The organism is Metapseudomonas phytobenefica, assembly GCF_043392685.1.
Taxonomy (GTDB): Bacteria; Pseudomonadota; Gammaproteobacteria; order Pseudomonadales; family Pseudomonadaceae; genus Metapseudomonas.
This window is the reverse complement of the sequence record NZ_JBHZGM010000010.1, coordinates 19324-36496: the sequence shown is the minus strand read 5'-3', so window position 1 is coordinate 36496 and position 17173 is coordinate 19324. Positions and strand designations below refer to the sequence as shown.

The window sequence follows — 17173 nt, the reverse complement described above, 5'->3', positions numbered from 1 at the left end:
CTGCCAGTGGGAGGCAACAGGTAGCCCGATGAAATCCCGGAGCGGCAGTGAGACTATCCCCGGGTTTCACCTGATGGGCTGCGATTTGATCCAGCGCTTACAGCCTTGCTCTGTGAACAGCTTGACGGTAGCGCGGATGGGGTAAACGACGAACCGCGACGTTCATGTAAAAGCGTCGCGGTTCGCAGGGGCAGAGGTCAGTAAGCGTTAGAAATGCCACTCGACATGTAACGTCGGAGCGTAGGTGTTGGCCCCCGGTTTGTTTATCGCGCCGTACTTGTGCCGCCAGTATTCATAACCGGGGCCGATCCAGAACTTGTTCTTCTCGCCGAATGCCAGCTTGCCGACATCGACCATCAAGGCGGTGCGAATCAGGCTTTCCTCGCCCGTGTCCTGGCGGAAGTAGTCCTTACCCTTTTCGGTCTTGTAGCTGGCGAAGCCGTGGAACTTGAACGGCACGTCCAGCATCTCGAAAGGCAGCCCCCAGGCCAGGTGGACCACATAGTAGGGATCGAACTGGATGTCCTCGGTCTGGCAGCTGGGCAGCCCGCAATGGTTCCATTCCATCGAGTAGAAGAGGCTCAGGTCGAGGTAGCCCGGCACGTCGAATTTCAGTGTGGGGCCCAGCAACAGCTGGCGCTTGCGTGTCGAGAAATCGGTGTTCTTGTAGTTCAGCTCGAACCCGCTGCTGAAGGCGACTTCCTTCACCGGGCCGAAGGCGAAGGAACGGTCGAAGACACGGCCGAGGTACAGCTGGTGACGATAGACAAGGTAGGTCTCGACCGCGCCCGAGTCGCTGTCCTTCTTCGGGTCGTTGCTGTCGGACTTGAGGACGTCGAGATTGAAGAAGTGCTGGCCATGGGAATAACCGCTGGCATGGCTGAGCTGATAGATCTCCTTCTGGATCTTCTTCGTCACCGGCGGTTCGGTGAAGTGCTCGCCGTAGCGGAAGCCGACGAAGGTGTCGCTCCAGTCCATGGCCTGGACGCCCGTGGCCATGCCAAGCGCGCCAGTGATCAGTACCTTGCAAAAGCTCTTTTGTAGTTGTTGTGCGTTCATCGAGGTCTGGTTCCGAATTTGCTGGTGCCCGGATGTGATCGCCCGGGCACCAAGGGGGCAGCGTGGCTGCCGGTTGCTTACTTCATGGTTGGCATGACGAAGTCGGCGCCTTCGCGGATGCCACTCATCCAGCGTGACGTGACGGTCTTCAGTCGGGTGTAGAAGCGCACGCCTTCGGGGCCGTGCATGTGGTGGTCGCCGAACAGAGAGTTCTTCCAACCACCGAAGCTGTGGAAGGCCATGGGCACGGGAATGGGGACGTTGATGCCGACCATGCCGACCTGGATTTCGTGGGCGAACATGCGTGCCGAATCGCCATCGCGGGTGAAGATGGCGGTGCCGTTGGCGTACTGGTGGGCATTGATCAGGGCGACCGCTTCCTTGTAGTTCTTCACGCGCACCACGCCGAGCACCGGTCCGAAGATTTCGTCCTGGTAGATGCGCATCTCGGGGGTGACCCGATCGAACAGGCTGCCGCCCAGGTAGAAGCCGTTCTCGAACCCTGGACGCTGCATGCGGAATTCGCGTCCGTCGACCACCAGGCTGGCGCCTTCCTCGACGCCGATGTCGACGTAGCTGCGCACGCGGTCGCGGTGTTCACGGGTGATCAGCGGCCCCATTTCCGCCTGGGGGTCGGTGCCGGGACCGATCCGCAGTGCCTTCACCCGGGGAGCGAGTCGTGCGATGAGTGCATCGGCCGTGGCATCGCCAACGGCCACGGCGATGGAGATCGCCATGCAGCGCTCGCCGGCTGCGCCATAGGCGGCCCCGATGAGGGCGTCGGCGGTCTTGTCGAGGTCCGCGTCGGGCATCACCACCATGTGGTTCTTGGCGCCCCCCAGGGCCTGCACGCGCTTGCCGTTGGCCGCGCCGGTGGCATAGATGTGGCGGGCGATGGGGGTCGATCCGACGAAGCTCACCGCCTGGATGTCGGGGTGGGCGAGGATGGCGTCCACCGCTTCCTTGTCACCGTTGACCACGTTGAATACGCCGGCGGGCAGTCCGGCTTCCTCCAGCAACTGGGCGAGGAACAGCGCGGCGGAAGGATCGCGTTCGGACGGTTTCAGCACGAAGGTGTTGCCGCAGGCCAGGGCCACCGGGAACATCCACAAGGCGACCATGGCGGGGAAGTTGAATGGCGTGATACCGGCGACGACGCCGAGCGCCTGGCGTAGCGAGTGGGAGTCGATCGAGCTGCCGACGTTTTCGCTGACTTCGCCCTTGAGCAGGTGCGGGCCGCCGCACGCGAATTCCACGACTTCCAGGCCACGTACCACTTCGCCCATGGCGTCGGAATGCACTTTGCCGTGTTCTGCAGTGATGATTTGCGCGAGCTTTTCTCCGTTCTGCTCCAGCATGTCCTTGAAGCGGCTGAGAATGCGTGCGCGGCGCAGCGGCGGGGTAGCCGACCAGCCCGGGAAGGCGGCCCTGGCCGCCGCGACTGCCGCCTGCAGTTCGCTGGCACTGGCCAGGGGGACCCGGGCGCTGATTTCTCCCGTGGCCGGGTCGCATACGTCCGCGAATCGTTGGCTATTGCCTGAGACCAATTGGCCGTCGATGTAGTGCTGCAACAGGGTTGTCATGGCTTTTCTCCGCATGAGTGGGCCCTACCGGCGACGTCTGGCGTGCCGGCTGGGACGGGGTTTGGGGGTCAGATGGCAGGTGTTTTCGTCTTGCCGTCGGGTGCCAGGCGGGCCCTGGGCTTCTCTGTGTGGGGCATGAAGAACATGGTCAGGGTGCCCAGGGCGAAGAAGCCGGCACACACCAGCAGTCCCAGCGACAGGCTGTGGCGGGTCGCGATACCGCTCAGCAGCAGGGGCGCGAAGGCGGCGAGCCCGCGCCCGAAGTTGAAGCAGAAGCCGGCGCCTATGGTTCGCACGCGCACCGGATAGAGCGCGCTGAAGTAGGAGGCGAAGAGGCTCGCGAAGGCGTAGAAGAACGCATAGACCGGCCCGAGCCAGAACAGCAATTCGTTGCGTGTGGTCATTGCATAGATGGCCAGCATCACTGCGCTGCCGAGCAGGGACAGCAGGGTCGCATCACGCTTGCCGATGCGATCGGCAATGACCCCGAAGGCGTTGATGCCGATGAAGGCACCGATGTTCAGGATGGCCATGAAGTCAGCCATCCTGGCGATGTCCAGACCTCGCTCCTGCACCAGGTAGGTGGGTAGCCAGGTGCCGGCGCCCCAGAAACCGATGACCGAGCAGCTCGCCGCGGTGGTGCCGAGCAGGGTCAGCCTGCGCAGTTCAGGCGAAAAGATTTCGCTGATGGAAACCTTGGCGACAGGGCGTTCGGTCAGTACGGCCGGCTTTCTCTGCTCTTGCCATTCGCGGGACTCGGGCATGAACAGCCAGACATAGCCGATGGGCAGAAGGGTGGAGATGCCGGTTGCGAGGAACAGCAGTTCCCAATCGGGCAGCAAGGCTTTGCCGGCGAGGGCGGCGATGCTGGCGCCGATGGGGAAGGAGCTGAGGACGAAGCCGGTGGCGCGAGCGCGCTGGTGGGGAGGCCAGGTCTCGGCGATATAGGCCGAGACGATACCCCACACGCCGCCCAGGCCGAGGCCGGAGAGAAAGCGCAGCAACAGGAGCAGGTACCAGTCCCGGGTCATTGCCACCAGCATCGTCAGTGCGCCGAAGCAAACCAGCGAAGCCAGCAGGGCCTTGCGCCTGCCGAAGTTGTCCGAATACCAGCCGGTGGTGATGCTGCTGAAACCGATGCCGAGCAGGGTGGCCGAGGCCAGCATCCCGGCTTCGCCGATGGTCAGCCCGAGGTCCTGGCGGATGACCGGCAGGGCAATGGTCAGCAGGATGATTTCCATGGCGTCGAACAGGTAGGCCAGGAAACCGCCGGCCAGTACGTGCCATTTCGAGAGTGCTTTCATGGTCGGGCCTCCTTCAGCGTTGTCTTGCCGGACGAAGGAAGGCCGCATGGGGCAGGGGATGGGCGAGCAGGGTGGAGTAGCGCATCGTGATTACCTCGTTCTTGTTGTTGTGGTTCGGATGAAGCGCGTTACAGCAGGCTGCAGCATTCCTCGAAGGAGAGCCTCGGGCTGCGGGGAAACAGCTTGTCGGGATCGCCGTAACCCAGGTTGCAGAGGAAGTTCGTCTTCACCTGCATGCCGGGAAAACAGCCGTCATCGCCGAAGAATTCGCGGTCGACCCGTTGATGGTCGAAGCCGGACATGGGGCCGCAGTCCAGCCCCAGGGCGCGGGCGGCGAGGATGAAGTAACCGCCCTGCAGCGAACTGTTGCGCAGGGCCGTGGGTTCGATCAGCTCGGGCTGTTGCGCGAACCACTCGCGGACGTCCGGGTTGTGCGGGAACAGGCGTGGCAACTGAAGGTGGAAGGCCGCGTCGTAACCGATGATGGCGGTCACCGGTGCCCCGAGAACCTTGTCCACGTTGCCGGGACTGAGCGCGGGCAGCAGACGCTGCTTGGCGGCGGCGCTGCGCAGGAAGACGATCCGGGCCGGACAGCTGTTGACGCTGGTCGGCCCCCAGCGCACGAGGTCGTACAGTGCCGCGAGTGCCTCGTCATCCACTGGCTGGTCGCGCCAGCCGTTCTGGCTGCGTGCCTGGCGGAACAGCAGGTCCAGTCCCTGCTCGGAAAGCCGTTGGGTACTCATGTCTTCGTCCTCGTCGTTACTGTGCGGTGCGCTTGCGCAGGGCGTCCGGGCGCGGGGCGATGGTTTCGCTTTCGCTGCAGCCGCCGAGGAAGTACTCGACGGACATCGGCGGCCCCCACTGATAGAGGCTGGAGTCGCAAGCCTGGATGCGGTTCATCGGCGAGGCGTTGTTGAACAGGTCGCCGTCGGTGAAGTGCTCGATGAGGTTGCCCGAGGGGTCTCTCCAGTAGTCGAAGATCTGGCTGCCGAGTACATGCCGGCCGACGCCCCAGAACGGACTCCAGCCCTGTTCGGTCATCCATTGGTGACCCAGGCACTGGGCGTCGAAGTCCTGCACTTCGAACGAGGCGTGGTGGACGACGTCCTTGCCCGCCTGGAACAGCGCGATCGTGTGGTGGTCGGTCCATGCCGTACCGCGATTCAGGCGCAGGAATGCGGCTGTCGGGCAGTTGCAGTCATCCCCTTCGACGATCAGGTCCGAGGGCAGCATGCCGAGCACGCTGCGGTACCAGCGGAGCATCCTCACCATGTCGGTCACGCCGATGGCGACGTGGCCAAGGCGCATCACCTGGGCCGGGCCTTTGCCAGGGCGCTGCACGTCGCCGAAGCGCCGCTTTTCCTCTGCCGAGTTGAGTGTCAAGGCGGCGCGTTGGGGCAGCGCTTCGACGGTTTCTATCCCGTGCACCAGGTCAATCCTTCGCCCCGACGGGTCGTGCAGCGTCACGTAGTGCCCGCCGCCCGGATGCTCCAGCGGCTGGATGGCGGATGCCCCGGGAAAACGTGCGGCGGTCTGCAAGTCGTCCAGGCTTTCCACGGCGAAGGCAATGGCACTGAGCCCGGACGATTCGGCCCGTTCGGCGATGTACACGTACGGCAGCGGGCCGGTGCCACGCAGGTAGATGCGTTGCTCGGTGCGATGAGCCACGACCAGGCCGAAGTCGGTCAGGAAATGCTCGATGGCGTCGAGGTCCTTGTGCTGATAGATCACGTGGTTGATGTCTTTGATGCGCAGCATGGCTGCTACTCCTTGGCCGGGCGCCGCGGCGGGTATCCGGCAACGGATGCGTTGATCTGTCGTTCGTCGGCAAGGAAATGGCGCTGGCTTTTTCAGGGACGGCCGGGCCCACGGGCCCTGGAGCAGGGCCCGGAAGGGTTTTGGCAGTCAGTGTGTGTCGAGCCGGCCAGCGCCCCTGGAGGCGCTTTCGCAATCAGCCTTGCGCAGTCGAACAGCGAGGCATGTCGTCAGGCTTGCGGGCCTTCATCGGCAATGGGATTGCTCAACATGCCGAGGCCTTCGATCTCGACGGTGCAGAGATCGCCCGCCTTCATGAACAGCATCGGGCGCCTGGCCCAGCCGATGCCAGCCGGGGTGCCGGAAACGATCACGTCACCCGGCTCCAGGGTCACGGCTTCGCTGAGGGTGGCGATCAGCTCGGCGACATCGAAGATCAGGTCAGCGGTATTGCCCTGCTGCTCGACCTTGCCGTTCAGGCGGGTGGTCAGGCCGAGGCCGCGTGCCCCTGGCGGCAACTCGTCGGCGGAGACGAAGGTGGGGCCGAAGGCGCCCGTGGCATCGAAGTTCTTGCCGATGGTCCATTGCGGCGACTTGAACTGGTAATCGCGCACCGAGGCTTCGTTGAAGATCGAGTAGCCAGCGACGTGCTCCAGCGCGCGCGCCTTGGTGATATGACGGCCGCCGCGGCCGATGATCACCGCCAGCTCGCCTTCATAGTCCAGCTGCTCGGACACGCGCGGGCGAATGATGGGCTCACCGTGGCCAACGAGGGTGGTGGAGAAACGCGGGAAGAAGGTGGGGTAGGCGGGCTGTTCGTACGGGCTTTCCTTGGTGTGATCGGCGTAGTTGAGCCCTACGCAGACGATCTTCCCGGGACGCTCGATGGGGGGCAGGTAGCGGATGGCGGCCGGGTCCAGCTCGCGGGCCTGGCTCAGGCGGCGGTGGGCGTCCCTGAGTGCCTCCGGACCGGCCTTGAGCAGGTCGTGCAATGTGCCGGGAAAACCTTCCTCGTGTTCAGCCAGGCCATACAGCCTGCCGGACACCTCGACAGCCAAACCCTTGTGGGACGCTTGCAGAAATTGAGTGAAACGCATGGGGAGATTCCTCTGTTGTTCTTGTTAGTTGGAGAGGTACGGTACGGTACCGTACCCTTTGAGCAAAATTTGATCTCGAAAGCTGAATCGGTCAAGAGGGAAATCAAGAATCATGAGGAATAAGCAGGTGGATATTTATGCTTATTCGTCGATGGCGGCTGCTGGAAGCCTTGGGTGTCGCGGGTTAGGCTATTGTGCCCCGAAGCCTTGGAAACGCCCATGACCCAGTTGGAAAGCCCGCGCCAGGCCGCCAAACGGCAACACATCCTCGATGTCGCCACCGAGATGTTCCTGGAGGAGGGCTACGCAGGCGTGAGCGTGGACGGCCTGATCGCGCGGATCGGCGGTTCGAAGCGCACCTTCTATGCCTACTTCGGTGGAAAGGACGGCCTTTTCGCGGCGATCATCGCTCGATTGTGCGAAGAGATCGTCAATCCGCTCACCCATATGGACCTCAAGCGCAAGCCCCTGCGCGAGGCATTGCTGACGATCGCCGAGACCTTTCTCGATGTGGTGCTGGCGCCTCGTACCACTGCGTTGCACCGCTTGATCGTCGCCGAGGCCCCGCGTGCGCCCGAGGCGGCCAGGTCGTTCTTCGAGGCTGCTCCGGGCACCGCCTACAGATGCCTCACGGAGTACTTCACCTGGGCCGAAAGCGCCGGTCTGGTGGCTCCTGGCAGTGCCGAGCGGCGGGCCGTGATCTTTCTGGATGCCCTGACCGGGAAACTCCAGTTGCAGTGCCTGTTGGGGTTGGTCGAGTCACCAACGCGGTCGGAACGGCAACCGCTGATTGAAGAGGCCATTGCCATCTTCATCCATGGCCTGGAGCCTTGAGGCAGACTCTGATGGCGATTGCCTGATGGGCCCTGCCAGGAAGTCGATCGGCCTCCGCCGCAAAGCAGCTCTCCAGACCGGCAGTCAGGTTGCCGAGACTTGATGTGCATCAAGTGCCGCATTGGCAATGGCGCTAGTGTCGAGCCTGATGTTCCGGCGGATCGAGCGAATGTCCTGGTTCCGATTTCATCGAGGCTCGTTGCTACCCATGGTGCTGTGGGTGCTGGCGTCCGGGGGCGCGACCAGCCAGGGCCGCCTGCCGTTCGCGCCTCACGATCTGGCGAGTGGTCAGGATGAAGCGTCGTCCAGCCTGCATGAACGGTCCCTCCTGCTGATACTTCCGGCAGCGCTCCTGTTTGCCGTCCTGTCTCCGCGATTCGCGGCACTCGCCTGCCACCTGCCTGCGCCGTCACGGCCACCGGCACGTCTGCGCTTCGTCCGCTTCAACGATTGACCCTCCCTTCGTGCGCCCGGACCTCCGGACGCACCTTGGCCGCGTCTGCACGAGCTGGCGTAGGCCGTTGCCTCCCACCCATCGAAACCGCCGGAGATCGCCATGCACATGACAATCAAATCGCTCGTCGCCGCCCTGCTGGTCAGCAGCCCGCTACTGGTCGCGGCCGTCGAGGAGCATCACCCCGACCAGGCGCCGGCGAAAGCCGGGAGCTCGTCTGCAGCCGTCCAGGACCGGGAACAGGCCATGACCGAGCAGATGAAGAAGATGCAGTCCATTCACGACAGGATCGCTGCCGCCAAGACGCCGGAGGAGCGCCAGGAGGCCATGCGCGAAGGCATGCAGGCGATGAAGGAAGGTCTTGTCATGATGCAAAACGGCTGCCCCGGCAGGGGTATGGGCCAGCACATGATGATGGACCCCAAGATGATGGACATGATGATGCGGATGATGGACCAGCAGTCCGGCATGATGGGCCCGCAGCCGGCCCAGTAATCGACTGCCGCACCCCGGTGGCGGCCTGCAGGACGCCAGCTATCTGTCCAGGCGACAGTGCCTGCTGTTGCCACTGAGGGGGAGCGCGCAAGGCGAGCGGGCAGGGATGGCTGCTGCCCTGGTCGCGGCGCCTCCGTGAATGGCCGGAAGCGGCCATATGCTTGCAAAAAACTCAAGCGTAGGCGGTCTTTATATCGTTTGTCGGGCCCAGGCCCGGTGTCGACCATAGCCCCTGTCCAGAGCCGTATCGCACGGCTGAAAACAACAGGAGGTCGACATGAACCCGCTGCCATCCCTCTGGGGCGCCAATAGCCCCTCGTGCCTGCTTGGCTCCCGCCATCTCGCCACCGGTGAACTGGTGTTCCCGCCGCTGCCTGGGCACTCGCCGCTGGCCACCCACTACCGCACCGAGCCCCTGGCTGCCGAGGGCAGCCTGTACAGCTTCACCATCATTCATCCGAGCCCGAAGAGCGGTCTGGCACCGTTCGCCCTGGGCTATCTGGACCTGGAGGGTCCGGTGCGCCTGTTCGGCCGCATCACCGGCAGCGAGCGCCCGGTGATCGGCGCTACCTACCGCATCCGTCCCGATGAAACCTATGGCTATGTGTTCGAATCCGTGGAGGCCAGCCAATGAGCCAGATGCATGTAATGGGCGGCGCCATGACCCGCTTCGGCCGCCACCAGGGTGTGATGGCGCCGGAACTGGCCCAGCAGGCGATCCTCGAGGCTGTGGCGGACGCCGGCCTCGAACTGCAAGACATCCAGGCCATCTACTGCGCCAATGTGCTCGGCGGCATGATCCTCGGCCAGGTGATCCTGCGTGACCTCGGCCTGGCCGGCATCCCCGTCTACAACATCGAGAACGCCTGCGCCAGCGGCGCCACCGCCGTGCATCTGGCGCGCCACGCACTGCTGGCCGGGCAGTACGAGCGGGTGCTGGTGTTCGGTATCGAACAGCTGACCCAACTGGGCGGCGGCACCATCCCGATGCAGCGCAATGACGAGAAGACCGACCTCTTCGCCAAGGCCGGCATGGTGCTGCCGGCGGTCTATGCCATGCGTGCTACCCGCTTCATCCACGAGCGCGGCGCCAGCCCGGCGGACCTCGCCCGCGTGGCGGTGAAGAACCGCCATCACGGTTCCCTCAACGAATACGCCCAGCAGCGCAGCGAAGTGACCCTGGAAGAGGTGCTGGGCTCGCGGATGATCGCCGACCCGCTGACCCTGTTGCAGTGCTGCCCGTCCCAGGTGGATGGCGCTGCCGCCCTGGTGCTGGGCAACAGGCCCGGCCCCCATGGGCGGGACGTGCGCGTGCTCGGTTCGATTGTCGTGTCCGGCCTGCGCGAAGGCGCCCGTGACGACATCCTCGACGCAGAGATCACCGCCCGTGCCGCGCGCCTGGCTTATGAGCAGGCAGGAGTCGATCCGCGTGATGTGGGGGTGGTTGAGCTGCACGACGCCTTCACCATCGCCGAACTCCTCTACTACGAAGCCCTGGGCCTGGCGCCCCACGGCGAAGCGGTCGCGCTGCTGCATTCCGGTGCCACCGCGCTGGGCGGACGGGTGCCGGTGAACCCCAGCGGCGGCCTGCTCGCCAAAGGGCACCCGCTGGGCGCCACCGGCGTTGCGCAGATGGTCGAGCTGATGTGGCAACTGCAGGGCCGCGCCCACGGGCGCCAGGCCGACAACCCGCGCATCGGCGTAGCCCAGTGCACCGGCGGCGGCATCGCCGGTGTCGACCATGCCGCGTCTTCCGTTCACGTACTGGGGGTGTGAGATGAGCAAGCAACGCTTCCAACTGGGCCAGGTGGCCGCCGTGACCGGCGCCGCCCGTGGCATTGGCCTGGGCATCGCCAGCCGCCTGGCGCGCGAAGGCGTGACCGTCTTCCTGCTGGACCGCGATGCGCCGGCCCTGCTCGATAGCGTCGAGCGGCTGCAGGGTGACGGCCTCGACGTTCACGGCATCGCCCTGGACCTGACCCGGGCCGCCGATGTCGACCGAGCTTTCGGCCAGATCCGGGAGATTTCCGGGCGCCTGGACTTCCTCGTGAACAACGCCGGAGTGGTGCGCGACAAGCGCTTCCTGACGATGACCGAAGAAGACTGGGACCTGGTGGTGGATACCAACCTGCGGGCGCAGTTCCTCTGCTGCCGGGCGGCCCTGCCGCTGATGCTGGAGGCCGGCTTCGGGCGCATCGTCAACCTGTCGTCCCGCGCCTGGCTGGGCGGCTTCGGCCAGGCCAACTATTCCGCCGCCAAGGGCGGGGTGGTGAGCCTCACCCGCAGCCTGGCCATCGAGTTCGCAGCCAAGGGCATCACGGTCAACACCATCGCCCCCGGCATCGTCGACACGCCGCTGTTCCAGGCTTTCGACCCGGAAGTGCAGGCGCGCCTGAAGGACACCGTGCCGGTCAAACGCATCGGCACGCCGGATGATATCGCCAACGCCGTGGAGTTTTTCCTCGATCCGGCCAGCGCCTACGTCACCGGGCAGACCCTCTATGTCTGCGGCGGGCGCAGCCTGTCGTCGGCCAGCGTCTGAGGAGGTCGCCATGTCCGTACAGCTTGAAATCCGGGGCGCCGTGGCGCTGATCAGCCTCGACCGCCCTGATGCCCTGAACGCCCTGGACATCGAGTCCCTGCGCACCCTGCGCGGGCACCTGGCGGAAGTCCGCGACCGCCGCGAGATCCGCGTGGCCGTCATCACCGGCAGTGGCGAGCGCGCCTTCTGTGTCGGCGCCGACCTGAAGAGCACGCGGGTGTCCGGCGCGTCCTATGCCGAGGCGCTGTTCCTCGACAAGGAGCCGGCGGCCGATGCCGGCCTCTATGTGCGCCTGATGGACCTGGCCGACCTCGACCTGCGCAAGCCGCTGATCGCCGCCATCAATGGCCACTGCCTCGGCGGCGGCCTGGAGCTGGCCTTGCAGTGCGACCTGCGCATCGCCTCTGGCAATGCCAGCTTCGGCTTGCCGGAAGCGCTGGTCGGTTCGATTCCGGCGGTGTCCGGGCTGCATCGCCTGCTCAAGGCCGTGCCAGCGGCCCATGCCATGCAGATGGCCCTCACCGGCCAGCGGATCGACGCCCGCCAGGCGCTGGCTATCGGGCTGGTGTCGGAGCTGCTGGACAGCCGCGAGTCGCTGCTGGACCGCGCCCTGGCGCTGGCCGGGCGCATCGCCGATGCCGCTCCTCTGGCGATCCAGGCGCTGCAATCCCTGGCCCGCCAGACCGCGCACCTCTCCGATGCCGACGCCCAGCGCCTGGCCGAGTTGTATTGGGGCGTGCTGCGGGATACCGAGGACCGTCTGGAAGGGCGTGCGGCCTTCGCCGAGAAGCGCGCGCCGCATTACAAGGGCCGCTGAGCGCCGGGGAGATTCGTCATGCAACTGAGCAATCCGTTCCTGCAAAGCCTTGGCGTAGAGCTGGTCCACTGGGCCAGTGGCGCGGCCGAATTCCGCATGCCCATCGAGGCGCGCCACCTCAACCGCCAGGGCATGCTCCACGGCGGGCTGGTCGCCACGCTGCTGGATGCCGCCTGCGGCTACGCGGGGCTGCATTCGGCGGAAGGCGAGGCCGAGGTACACGGCGTGACCGTGATGCTGAACATCGCCTACCTGCGCGCTGCCCGCAGCGGCACCGTGCTCGCCAGGGGCAGGGTCAGCCGCAATGGCCACCGTCTGTACTTCGCCGAGGCGTCTCTGCTGGACGAGGATGGCGGGTTGCTGGCGACGGCCCAGGGCGCCTTCAAACAGGGAGGTGGCCGTCATGCTGCGTAATGCCTTGCAGGGCCTGACAGTGCTGGATTTCACCCAGATCGCCGCCGGCCCCACCTGCACCATGCTGCTGGCCGACATGGGCGCGCGAGTGATCAAGATCGAACCGCCGGAAGGCGACCTCGGCCGAACCCTGGGGCCGGCCTGGGTGGGGGAATCCAGCGCGCTCTACCACGGCTTCAACCGTGGCAAGCAGGGCCTCTGCCTGGACCTGAAGAACCCGGCGGGACTGGCCGTGGCCAAACGCCTGGTGGAGGAGGCGGATGTGCTGATCGAAAGCATGCGTCCCGGCGTGATGGCTCGCCTCGGGCTGGGTTACGAGGAACTCTCGGCAAGCCACCCGGCGCTGATCTACTGCTCCATTTCCGCCTATGGCCAGCAAGGGCCCTATGCGGACCGCGCCGGGGTGGACGGCATTCTCCAGGCGGATTCCGGGCTGATGAGCCTGATCGGCATCCCCGGCGCGCCTCCCTGCAAGGTACAGGCGCCGGTGGTGGACGTGGTGACCGGCTACATGGCTTGCATGGCGATCCTCGCCAAGTTTCAGGCCCGGCATCGGGACGGGCAGGGCGGTCATCTGGACGTGAGCCTGATGAACTCGGCGCTGGCCTTGCAGCAGTCGTCCATCAGCAGCTACCTGCGCGACGGCGAGCTGCCGACGCCCATCGGCAGCGCCGCACCCTATTCGGCGCCGAACGAGGCGTTCCAGACCGAGGATGGCTGGATCATGGTGGCGGCCTACAACGGTAACCGCTGGGAGCGCCTGTGCGCGGTGCTTGGCCATCCGGAGTGGGCGACCGATCCTCGCTTCGTTACCTCGGCCCAACGCGTGGTGCACCACGCCGCGATGCAGGACGCGCTCAACACCGTATTCCGCACCTGCAGCACCGCCCACTGGCTGGAACGCCTGCGCGTGGCGGACATCCTTTGCGCGAAGGTGGCCGACTACAGCGACCTGCTGGAACACCCGCAACTGGCCAGCAACGGCATGCTCGCGACCATCCGTCACCCCCGCCACGGTGAATTGCGGGTGCCCGGTTTCCCGGTGAACAGCGCCGAAGCGGCGCAGCAGCCCTACCGGCCGGCACCGGACAAGGGCGAGCATTCCCGCGCGTTGCTCGCGGAAATCGGCTACGGCGAACTGGAGGTGGCGCAGATGCTGGAGAGCGGGGCGGTGATCTGACTCCACCCGCCGCGCCTCGGTCGTTTGGTTTCGCGTCCGCGAAGGTCCCGTAGGTTGGTTCGAGGAACGAGGCCAAATACTGCCGGGCAAGTCCGCTACGTTGGGTTTCGCTTCGCTCTACCGAAACCTACGAAGAAGCTGCGCTTGTTGTGGGAGATTCAGTCGCGAAGCAGGACGTTCTTCCAGGGGCGAAGCATCCCGGCCAATGCGCCGGGATGCTTCGTTTTCTGCCTTATCCGATCCTTGTCCCGGCCAGGCTTTCCAGCACCTGCACCACATGGGTCATGTCCCGGGTCGGCTCGCCGCTGTTGATGGCCTGGTCGAAGAGCTGCTTGACCACCGCGCAGGTCAGGGCCGGCGTTCCGTTGGCTTCAGCCTCGGCCAGGAACAGGCGGATATCCTTGCGCATCAGGTCGAGACGGAAGCCGAAGTCGAACTCGCGCTTGAGCACCGTGCCGGCGAGGATCTGTTCACTGGTGTAGCTGCGTGCCGTGCTTACATTGAGGATTTCCAGCATCAGCCGCGGCTCCAGGCCAGCCTTGATGCCGAACAGCAGCGCTTCGCTGCTGGCCACCAGGGTGGCTCCCACGATCATGTTGTTCACCAGCTTGAGGCTCTGGCCGAGGCCGGGTGCTTCACCCAGGTGAACCACCTTGCGGCCGTATGCGGCGAACACGGGCTGGCAGCGGGCATAGGCCTCGGCGGGGCCGCCCACCATCACCGACAGGGTGCCGGCTTCGGCACCGGCGACACCGCCAGCCAGGGGCGCGTCGAGGGTGGCGATGCTGCGCGCCTGCAATGCCTGGTCGAGGCGGCGGGCGACGCTCGGACCCGTAGTGGAATGGTCCACCAGCACGCGCACGCTCTCGCCATGGATCACGCCGTTTTCGCCCAGTACCACCTGTTCGACTATTTCCGGCGTCGGCACACAGACCAGCACGATCCGCGCTGCGTCAGCCACCGCCCGTGGCGAGGTGTGAGGGCGTGCACCGCGTCGCAGCAGGGGTTCGAGTGCCTGTCGATTGGTGTCGAAGAGTTCCAGGCCGAAGCCGTGGTCGAGCAGGTGTCGCGCCATTCTCTGGCCCATGGCGCCAAGGCCGATGAAACCGATGCTGTCGTTCATTCTTGTCGCTCCAGTTCAACGGATGGTCTTCACCTCCGGTTGGGGTGAAGAGCCGCCATCCTAGGAACCTGCGAGCGACCCGGACAAAGCACTTTTAGGCCGTGGGACGTTGCGAAAAACTCAAGCTGCCTGGCGGGTCTGTCGCGCCTGCTCCAGCAGCCACTGGCGGAAGGTGGCCATGTCCTCGCTTTCCGGCCGGTGCCTGGGGGTGAGCAGGTAATAGGTGTAGGCGCCCATGTCCACGGTTTGCGGAAAGGGGCGCACCAGGGTGCCTTCGCGCAACTCCTTCTCCACCAGGAACAGTTGGGCGATGGCGATGCCCTGACCGCCGGCCGCCGCCGCATAGGCCATGGATGAACTCTGGTAGGTCATGCCGGCGCGGGCATCCACCGCGCTGCCCACGCCCGCCGCCTGCAGCCAGTGGCTCCAGTCATCCGGCCGCGCGATGGAATGCAGCATGGTGTATTCGGCGATATCCGCCGGCTCGTGCAGGCCGGGCCCGAGGTCGAGCAGGGCAGGGCTGCACACCGGGGCCAGCACGTTGTCACTGAGCACGTAACAGTTGCAGTTGGGCCAGTCGCCGGAACCAAGGCGGATGGCGGCATCCAGGTCGTCCTTGTGAAAGTCCACCGGGTCCAGGGACGCGGTGAGCAGTACCTCGATCTTGGGGTTTTCCTGGTGGAAGCTGGCCAGGCGCGGAATCAGCCACTGCATGGCGAAGGTGGTGTAGGCGCGGACCTTGATCTGCCGGCGCTTGGCCGGGCGTTTGAGCTTGCCGGTGGCACTGCGCAGTTCTTCGATGATCCGAGCCACCGCCTTGAAGTACTGCTCGCCGGCCGGGGTGAGGGTGATCTGCCGGTGCCCACGGAGGAACAGCGGTTGCTCCATGTACTCCTCCAGCGTACGGATCTGCCGGGAGACGGCGCCGGGGGTGACGTTCAGCTCATCGGCGGCGAGGGTGATGCTGAGGTGCCGGGCGACGGCTTCGAAGGCCCGTACGGCATTTAGCGGCGGCAGTCTGTCCATGGGCGGATCTTCTTCTTGGAAGCAGGAAAGGCGCGGAATCTTACTCTAGTTCTGATTGAGTAAATCTCAAGCGAATGCCCTGTTTTAATCGTTTGTCGCGGCCTCCGGCGGGTTCCTAGCATCGGCCCGGACGTATCACAACAACAAGAGAGAGCCGCTCCATGACCACTTCCAACCGGGCCAATCGCTTTGGTCCGCAGACCCTCTTTGCGCTGTTCGGCCTGACCTTGGGCGCCACCAGTGGCACCGCCAGCGCTGGTTTCATCAAGGATTCCAGGGCCAGCCTGGAATTACGCAACTTCTACTTCAATCGCGATTTCCGCCAGGACGGCGCCATGCAGCACAAGGCCGAGGAGTGGGCCCAGGGCTTCCTGCTGCGCTACGAGTCGGGCTTCACCGAAGGGCCGCTCGGCTTCGGCGTGGATGCGCTCGGCCTGCTGGGGGTGAAGCTCGACTCCAGCCCGGACCGAACCGGCACCGGCCTGCTGCAAGCCGATCGCGAGAAACCCAATCGTGCCCAGGACGAGTACAGCGAGCTGGGGCTGACCGCCAAGCTGCGGGCCTCCAATAGCCTGCTCAAGGCCGGCACCTTGCAGCCCAAGTTGCCCATCGCCCTGTCCAACGATTCGCGCCTGCTGCCGCAGACCTTCCGGGGCACCTGGCTGAACAGCGCGGAGGTGGAGGGCCTGAGCCTGGACCTTGGACGCCTGGACCGGGTGAACCTGCGCAATTCTTCGGATAATGAGGAGATGCAGGTGTTCACCGGTGGCGCGCGCAACATTGTCCTCGGCCGTCACAAGGCCAGCGATGCCCTGGACTTCGCCGGGGCCACCTACAAATGGAGCCCGGCCCTGACCAGCAGCTACCACTACGGAGCGCTGGACGGCATCTACCGCCAGCACTACTTCACCCTTGGCCATCTGCTGGACCTGGGCGATGCCGGGTCCATCAAGTCCGACCTGCGCTGGGCGCGCAGCGATGACGACGGCGGCAGCAACGTCGACAACCGCGCCCTGGGCGCCATGTTCACCTACAAGCTGGGACCTCAGGCCTTCGGTGTTGGCTACCAGCGCATGTCCGGCGACACCGGCTTCGCCTACGTCAATGGCGCCGATGGCTACCTGGTGAATCTGGTGCAGATCAATGATTTCGGCAACGAGGACGAGCGTTCCTGGCAAGCGCGATACGACTTCGATTTTGCCGCGCTGGGCGTTCCCGGCCTGACCTTCATGACTCGCTATCTGTCGGGCGATAGCGTGGATGTGAACGGGCGGCCGGAGGCGGGCAAGGAGTGGGAGCGCGATATCGATATCGCTTATGTGGTGCAGGATGGACGGCTGAAGAATCTCGGCCTCAAGTGGCGCAACGCGACGGTGCGCAGCAACTTCGGGCCGGACATCGACGAGAACCGCTTGATCGTTACCTACACGGTGCCGCTCTGGTGACGGCAGAGGAGCCCATCGCGACGAGGTGATGGGGTGCGCAAGCTC

Annotated in this window: 17 protein-coding genes; 9 read left to right on the top strand and 8 right to left on the bottom strand. The window is 65.2% G+C overall.

Annotation, left to right across the window (positions count from 1 at the left end; translation table 11 throughout):
- Positions 1-207 precede the first annotated feature (207 nt).
- The 6 genes from ACFW0B_RS10765 to ACFW0B_RS10740 all read right to left on the bottom strand — a co-directional run bounded on the left by ACFW0B_RS10765 (position 208) and on the right by ACFW0B_RS10740 (position 6798).
- A complete protein-coding gene (locus ACFW0B_RS10765; RefSeq protein ID WP_449147902.1) occupies positions 208-1059 on the bottom strand; it encodes a hypothetical protein in 852 nt (283 codons plus the stop codon).
- 77 nt (positions 1060-1136) lie between these two features.
- Positions 1137-2642 (bottom strand): CoA-acylating methylmalonate-semialdehyde dehydrogenase, encoded by a 1506-nt coding sequence (locus tag ACFW0B_RS10760; protein WP_449147901.1) that lies wholly within the window; start codon positions 2640-2642, stop codon positions 1137-1139.
- 68 nt (positions 2643-2710) lie between these two features.
- Positions 2711-3946, bottom strand: a complete 1236-nt coding sequence (locus ACFW0B_RS10755; protein WP_449147900.1) for an MFS transporter — start codon at positions 3944-3946, stop codon at positions 2711-2713.
- Positions 3947-4074: 128 nt separating this feature from the next.
- Positions 4075-4689 carry a malonic semialdehyde reductase gene (locus ACFW0B_RS10750; RefSeq protein WP_449147899.1) on the bottom strand — a complete coding sequence of 205 codons (615 nt, stop codon included), beginning with the start codon at positions 4687-4689 and terminating at the stop codon, positions 4075-4077.
- Positions 4690-4705: 16 nt separating this feature from the next.
- A complete protein-coding gene (locus tag ACFW0B_RS10745; RefSeq protein WP_449147898.1) occupies positions 4706-5704 on the bottom strand; it encodes a 2,4,5-trihydroxytoluene oxygenase in 999 nt (332 codons plus the stop codon).
- 227 nt (positions 5705-5931) lie between these two features.
- The gene (locus ACFW0B_RS10740) at positions 5932-6798 is read right to left on the bottom strand and encodes a fumarylacetoacetate hydrolase family protein (protein ID WP_449147897.1); all 867 of its coding nucleotides are present in this window, start codon (positions 6796-6798) and stop codon (positions 5932-5934) included.
- A gap of 219 nt (positions 6799-7017) precedes the next feature.
- On the opposite strand from ACFW0B_RS10740, the gene ACFW0B_RS10735 reads away from it, so the two are divergent.
- The 8 genes from ACFW0B_RS10735 to ACFW0B_RS10700 all read left to right on the top strand — a co-directional run bounded on the left by ACFW0B_RS10735 (position 7018) and on the right by ACFW0B_RS10700 (position 13534).
- The gene (locus ACFW0B_RS10735; RefSeq protein ID WP_449147896.1) at positions 7018-7632 is read left to right on the top strand and encodes a TetR/AcrR family transcriptional regulator; all 615 of its coding nucleotides are present in this window, start codon (positions 7018-7020) and stop codon (positions 7630-7632) included.
- 556 nt (positions 7633-8188) lie between these two features.
- The gene (locus tag ACFW0B_RS10730; protein WP_449147895.1) at positions 8189-8581 is read left to right on the top strand and encodes a hypothetical protein; all 393 of its coding nucleotides are present in this window, start codon (positions 8189-8191) and stop codon (positions 8579-8581) included.
- 277 nt (positions 8582-8858) lie between these two features.
- Positions 8859-9215 (top strand): Zn-ribbon domain-containing OB-fold protein, encoded by a 357-nt coding sequence (locus tag ACFW0B_RS10725; protein ID WP_449147894.1) that lies wholly within the window; start codon positions 8859-8861, stop codon positions 9213-9215.
- Positions 9212-10357, top strand: a complete 1146-nt coding sequence (locus ACFW0B_RS10720; RefSeq protein WP_449147893.1) for a thiolase family protein — start codon at positions 9212-9214, stop codon at positions 10355-10357. Before ACFW0B_RS10725 ends, ACFW0B_RS10720 begins: the two co-directional genes overlap by 4 nt.
- Position 10358: 1 nt before the next feature.
- The gene (locus ACFW0B_RS10715; RefSeq protein ID WP_449147892.1) at positions 10359-11123 is read left to right on the top strand and encodes an SDR family NAD(P)-dependent oxidoreductase; all 765 of its coding nucleotides are present in this window, start codon (positions 10359-10361) and stop codon (positions 11121-11123) included.
- 10 nt (positions 11124-11133) lie between these two features.
- Entirely contained in the window at positions 11134-11940 is an 807-nt protein-coding gene (locus ACFW0B_RS10710) for an enoyl-CoA hydratase/isomerase family protein (protein WP_449147891.1), read from the top strand.
- Between the two features lie 18 nt (positions 11941-11958).
- Positions 11959-12354, top strand: coding sequence for a PaaI family thioesterase (locus ACFW0B_RS10705; RefSeq protein ID WP_449147890.1), 396 nt, complete (start codon positions 11959-11961; stop codon positions 12352-12354).
- On the top strand, positions 12344-13534 hold the full coding sequence (locus ACFW0B_RS10700) for a CaiB/BaiF CoA transferase family protein (RefSeq protein WP_449147889.1): 1191 nt from the start codon (positions 12344-12346) through the stop codon (positions 13532-13534). The genes ACFW0B_RS10705 and ACFW0B_RS10700 overlap by 11 nt, the downstream gene beginning before the upstream one ends.
- A 232-nt stretch (positions 13535-13766) precedes the next feature.
- Here the strand turns inward: ACFW0B_RS10700 and ACFW0B_RS10695 are convergent, their stop codons facing one another.
- A complete protein-coding gene (locus ACFW0B_RS10695; protein ID WP_449147888.1) occupies positions 13767-14657 on the bottom strand; it encodes an NAD(P)-dependent oxidoreductase in 891 nt (296 codons plus the stop codon).
- Positions 14658-14777: 120 nt separating this feature from the next.
- Entirely contained in the window at positions 14778-15683 is a 906-nt protein-coding gene (gcvA, locus tag ACFW0B_RS10690; RefSeq protein ID WP_449147887.1) for a transcriptional regulator GcvA, read from the bottom strand.
- Positions 15684-15844: 161 nt separating this feature from the next.
- On the opposite strand from gcvA, the gene ACFW0B_RS10685 reads away from it, so the two are divergent.
- A complete protein-coding gene (locus ACFW0B_RS10685) occupies positions 15845-17128 on the top strand; it encodes an OprD family porin (protein ID WP_449147886.1) in 1284 nt (427 codons plus the stop codon).
- The last annotated feature ends 45 nt before the right edge of the window (positions 17129-17173 follow it).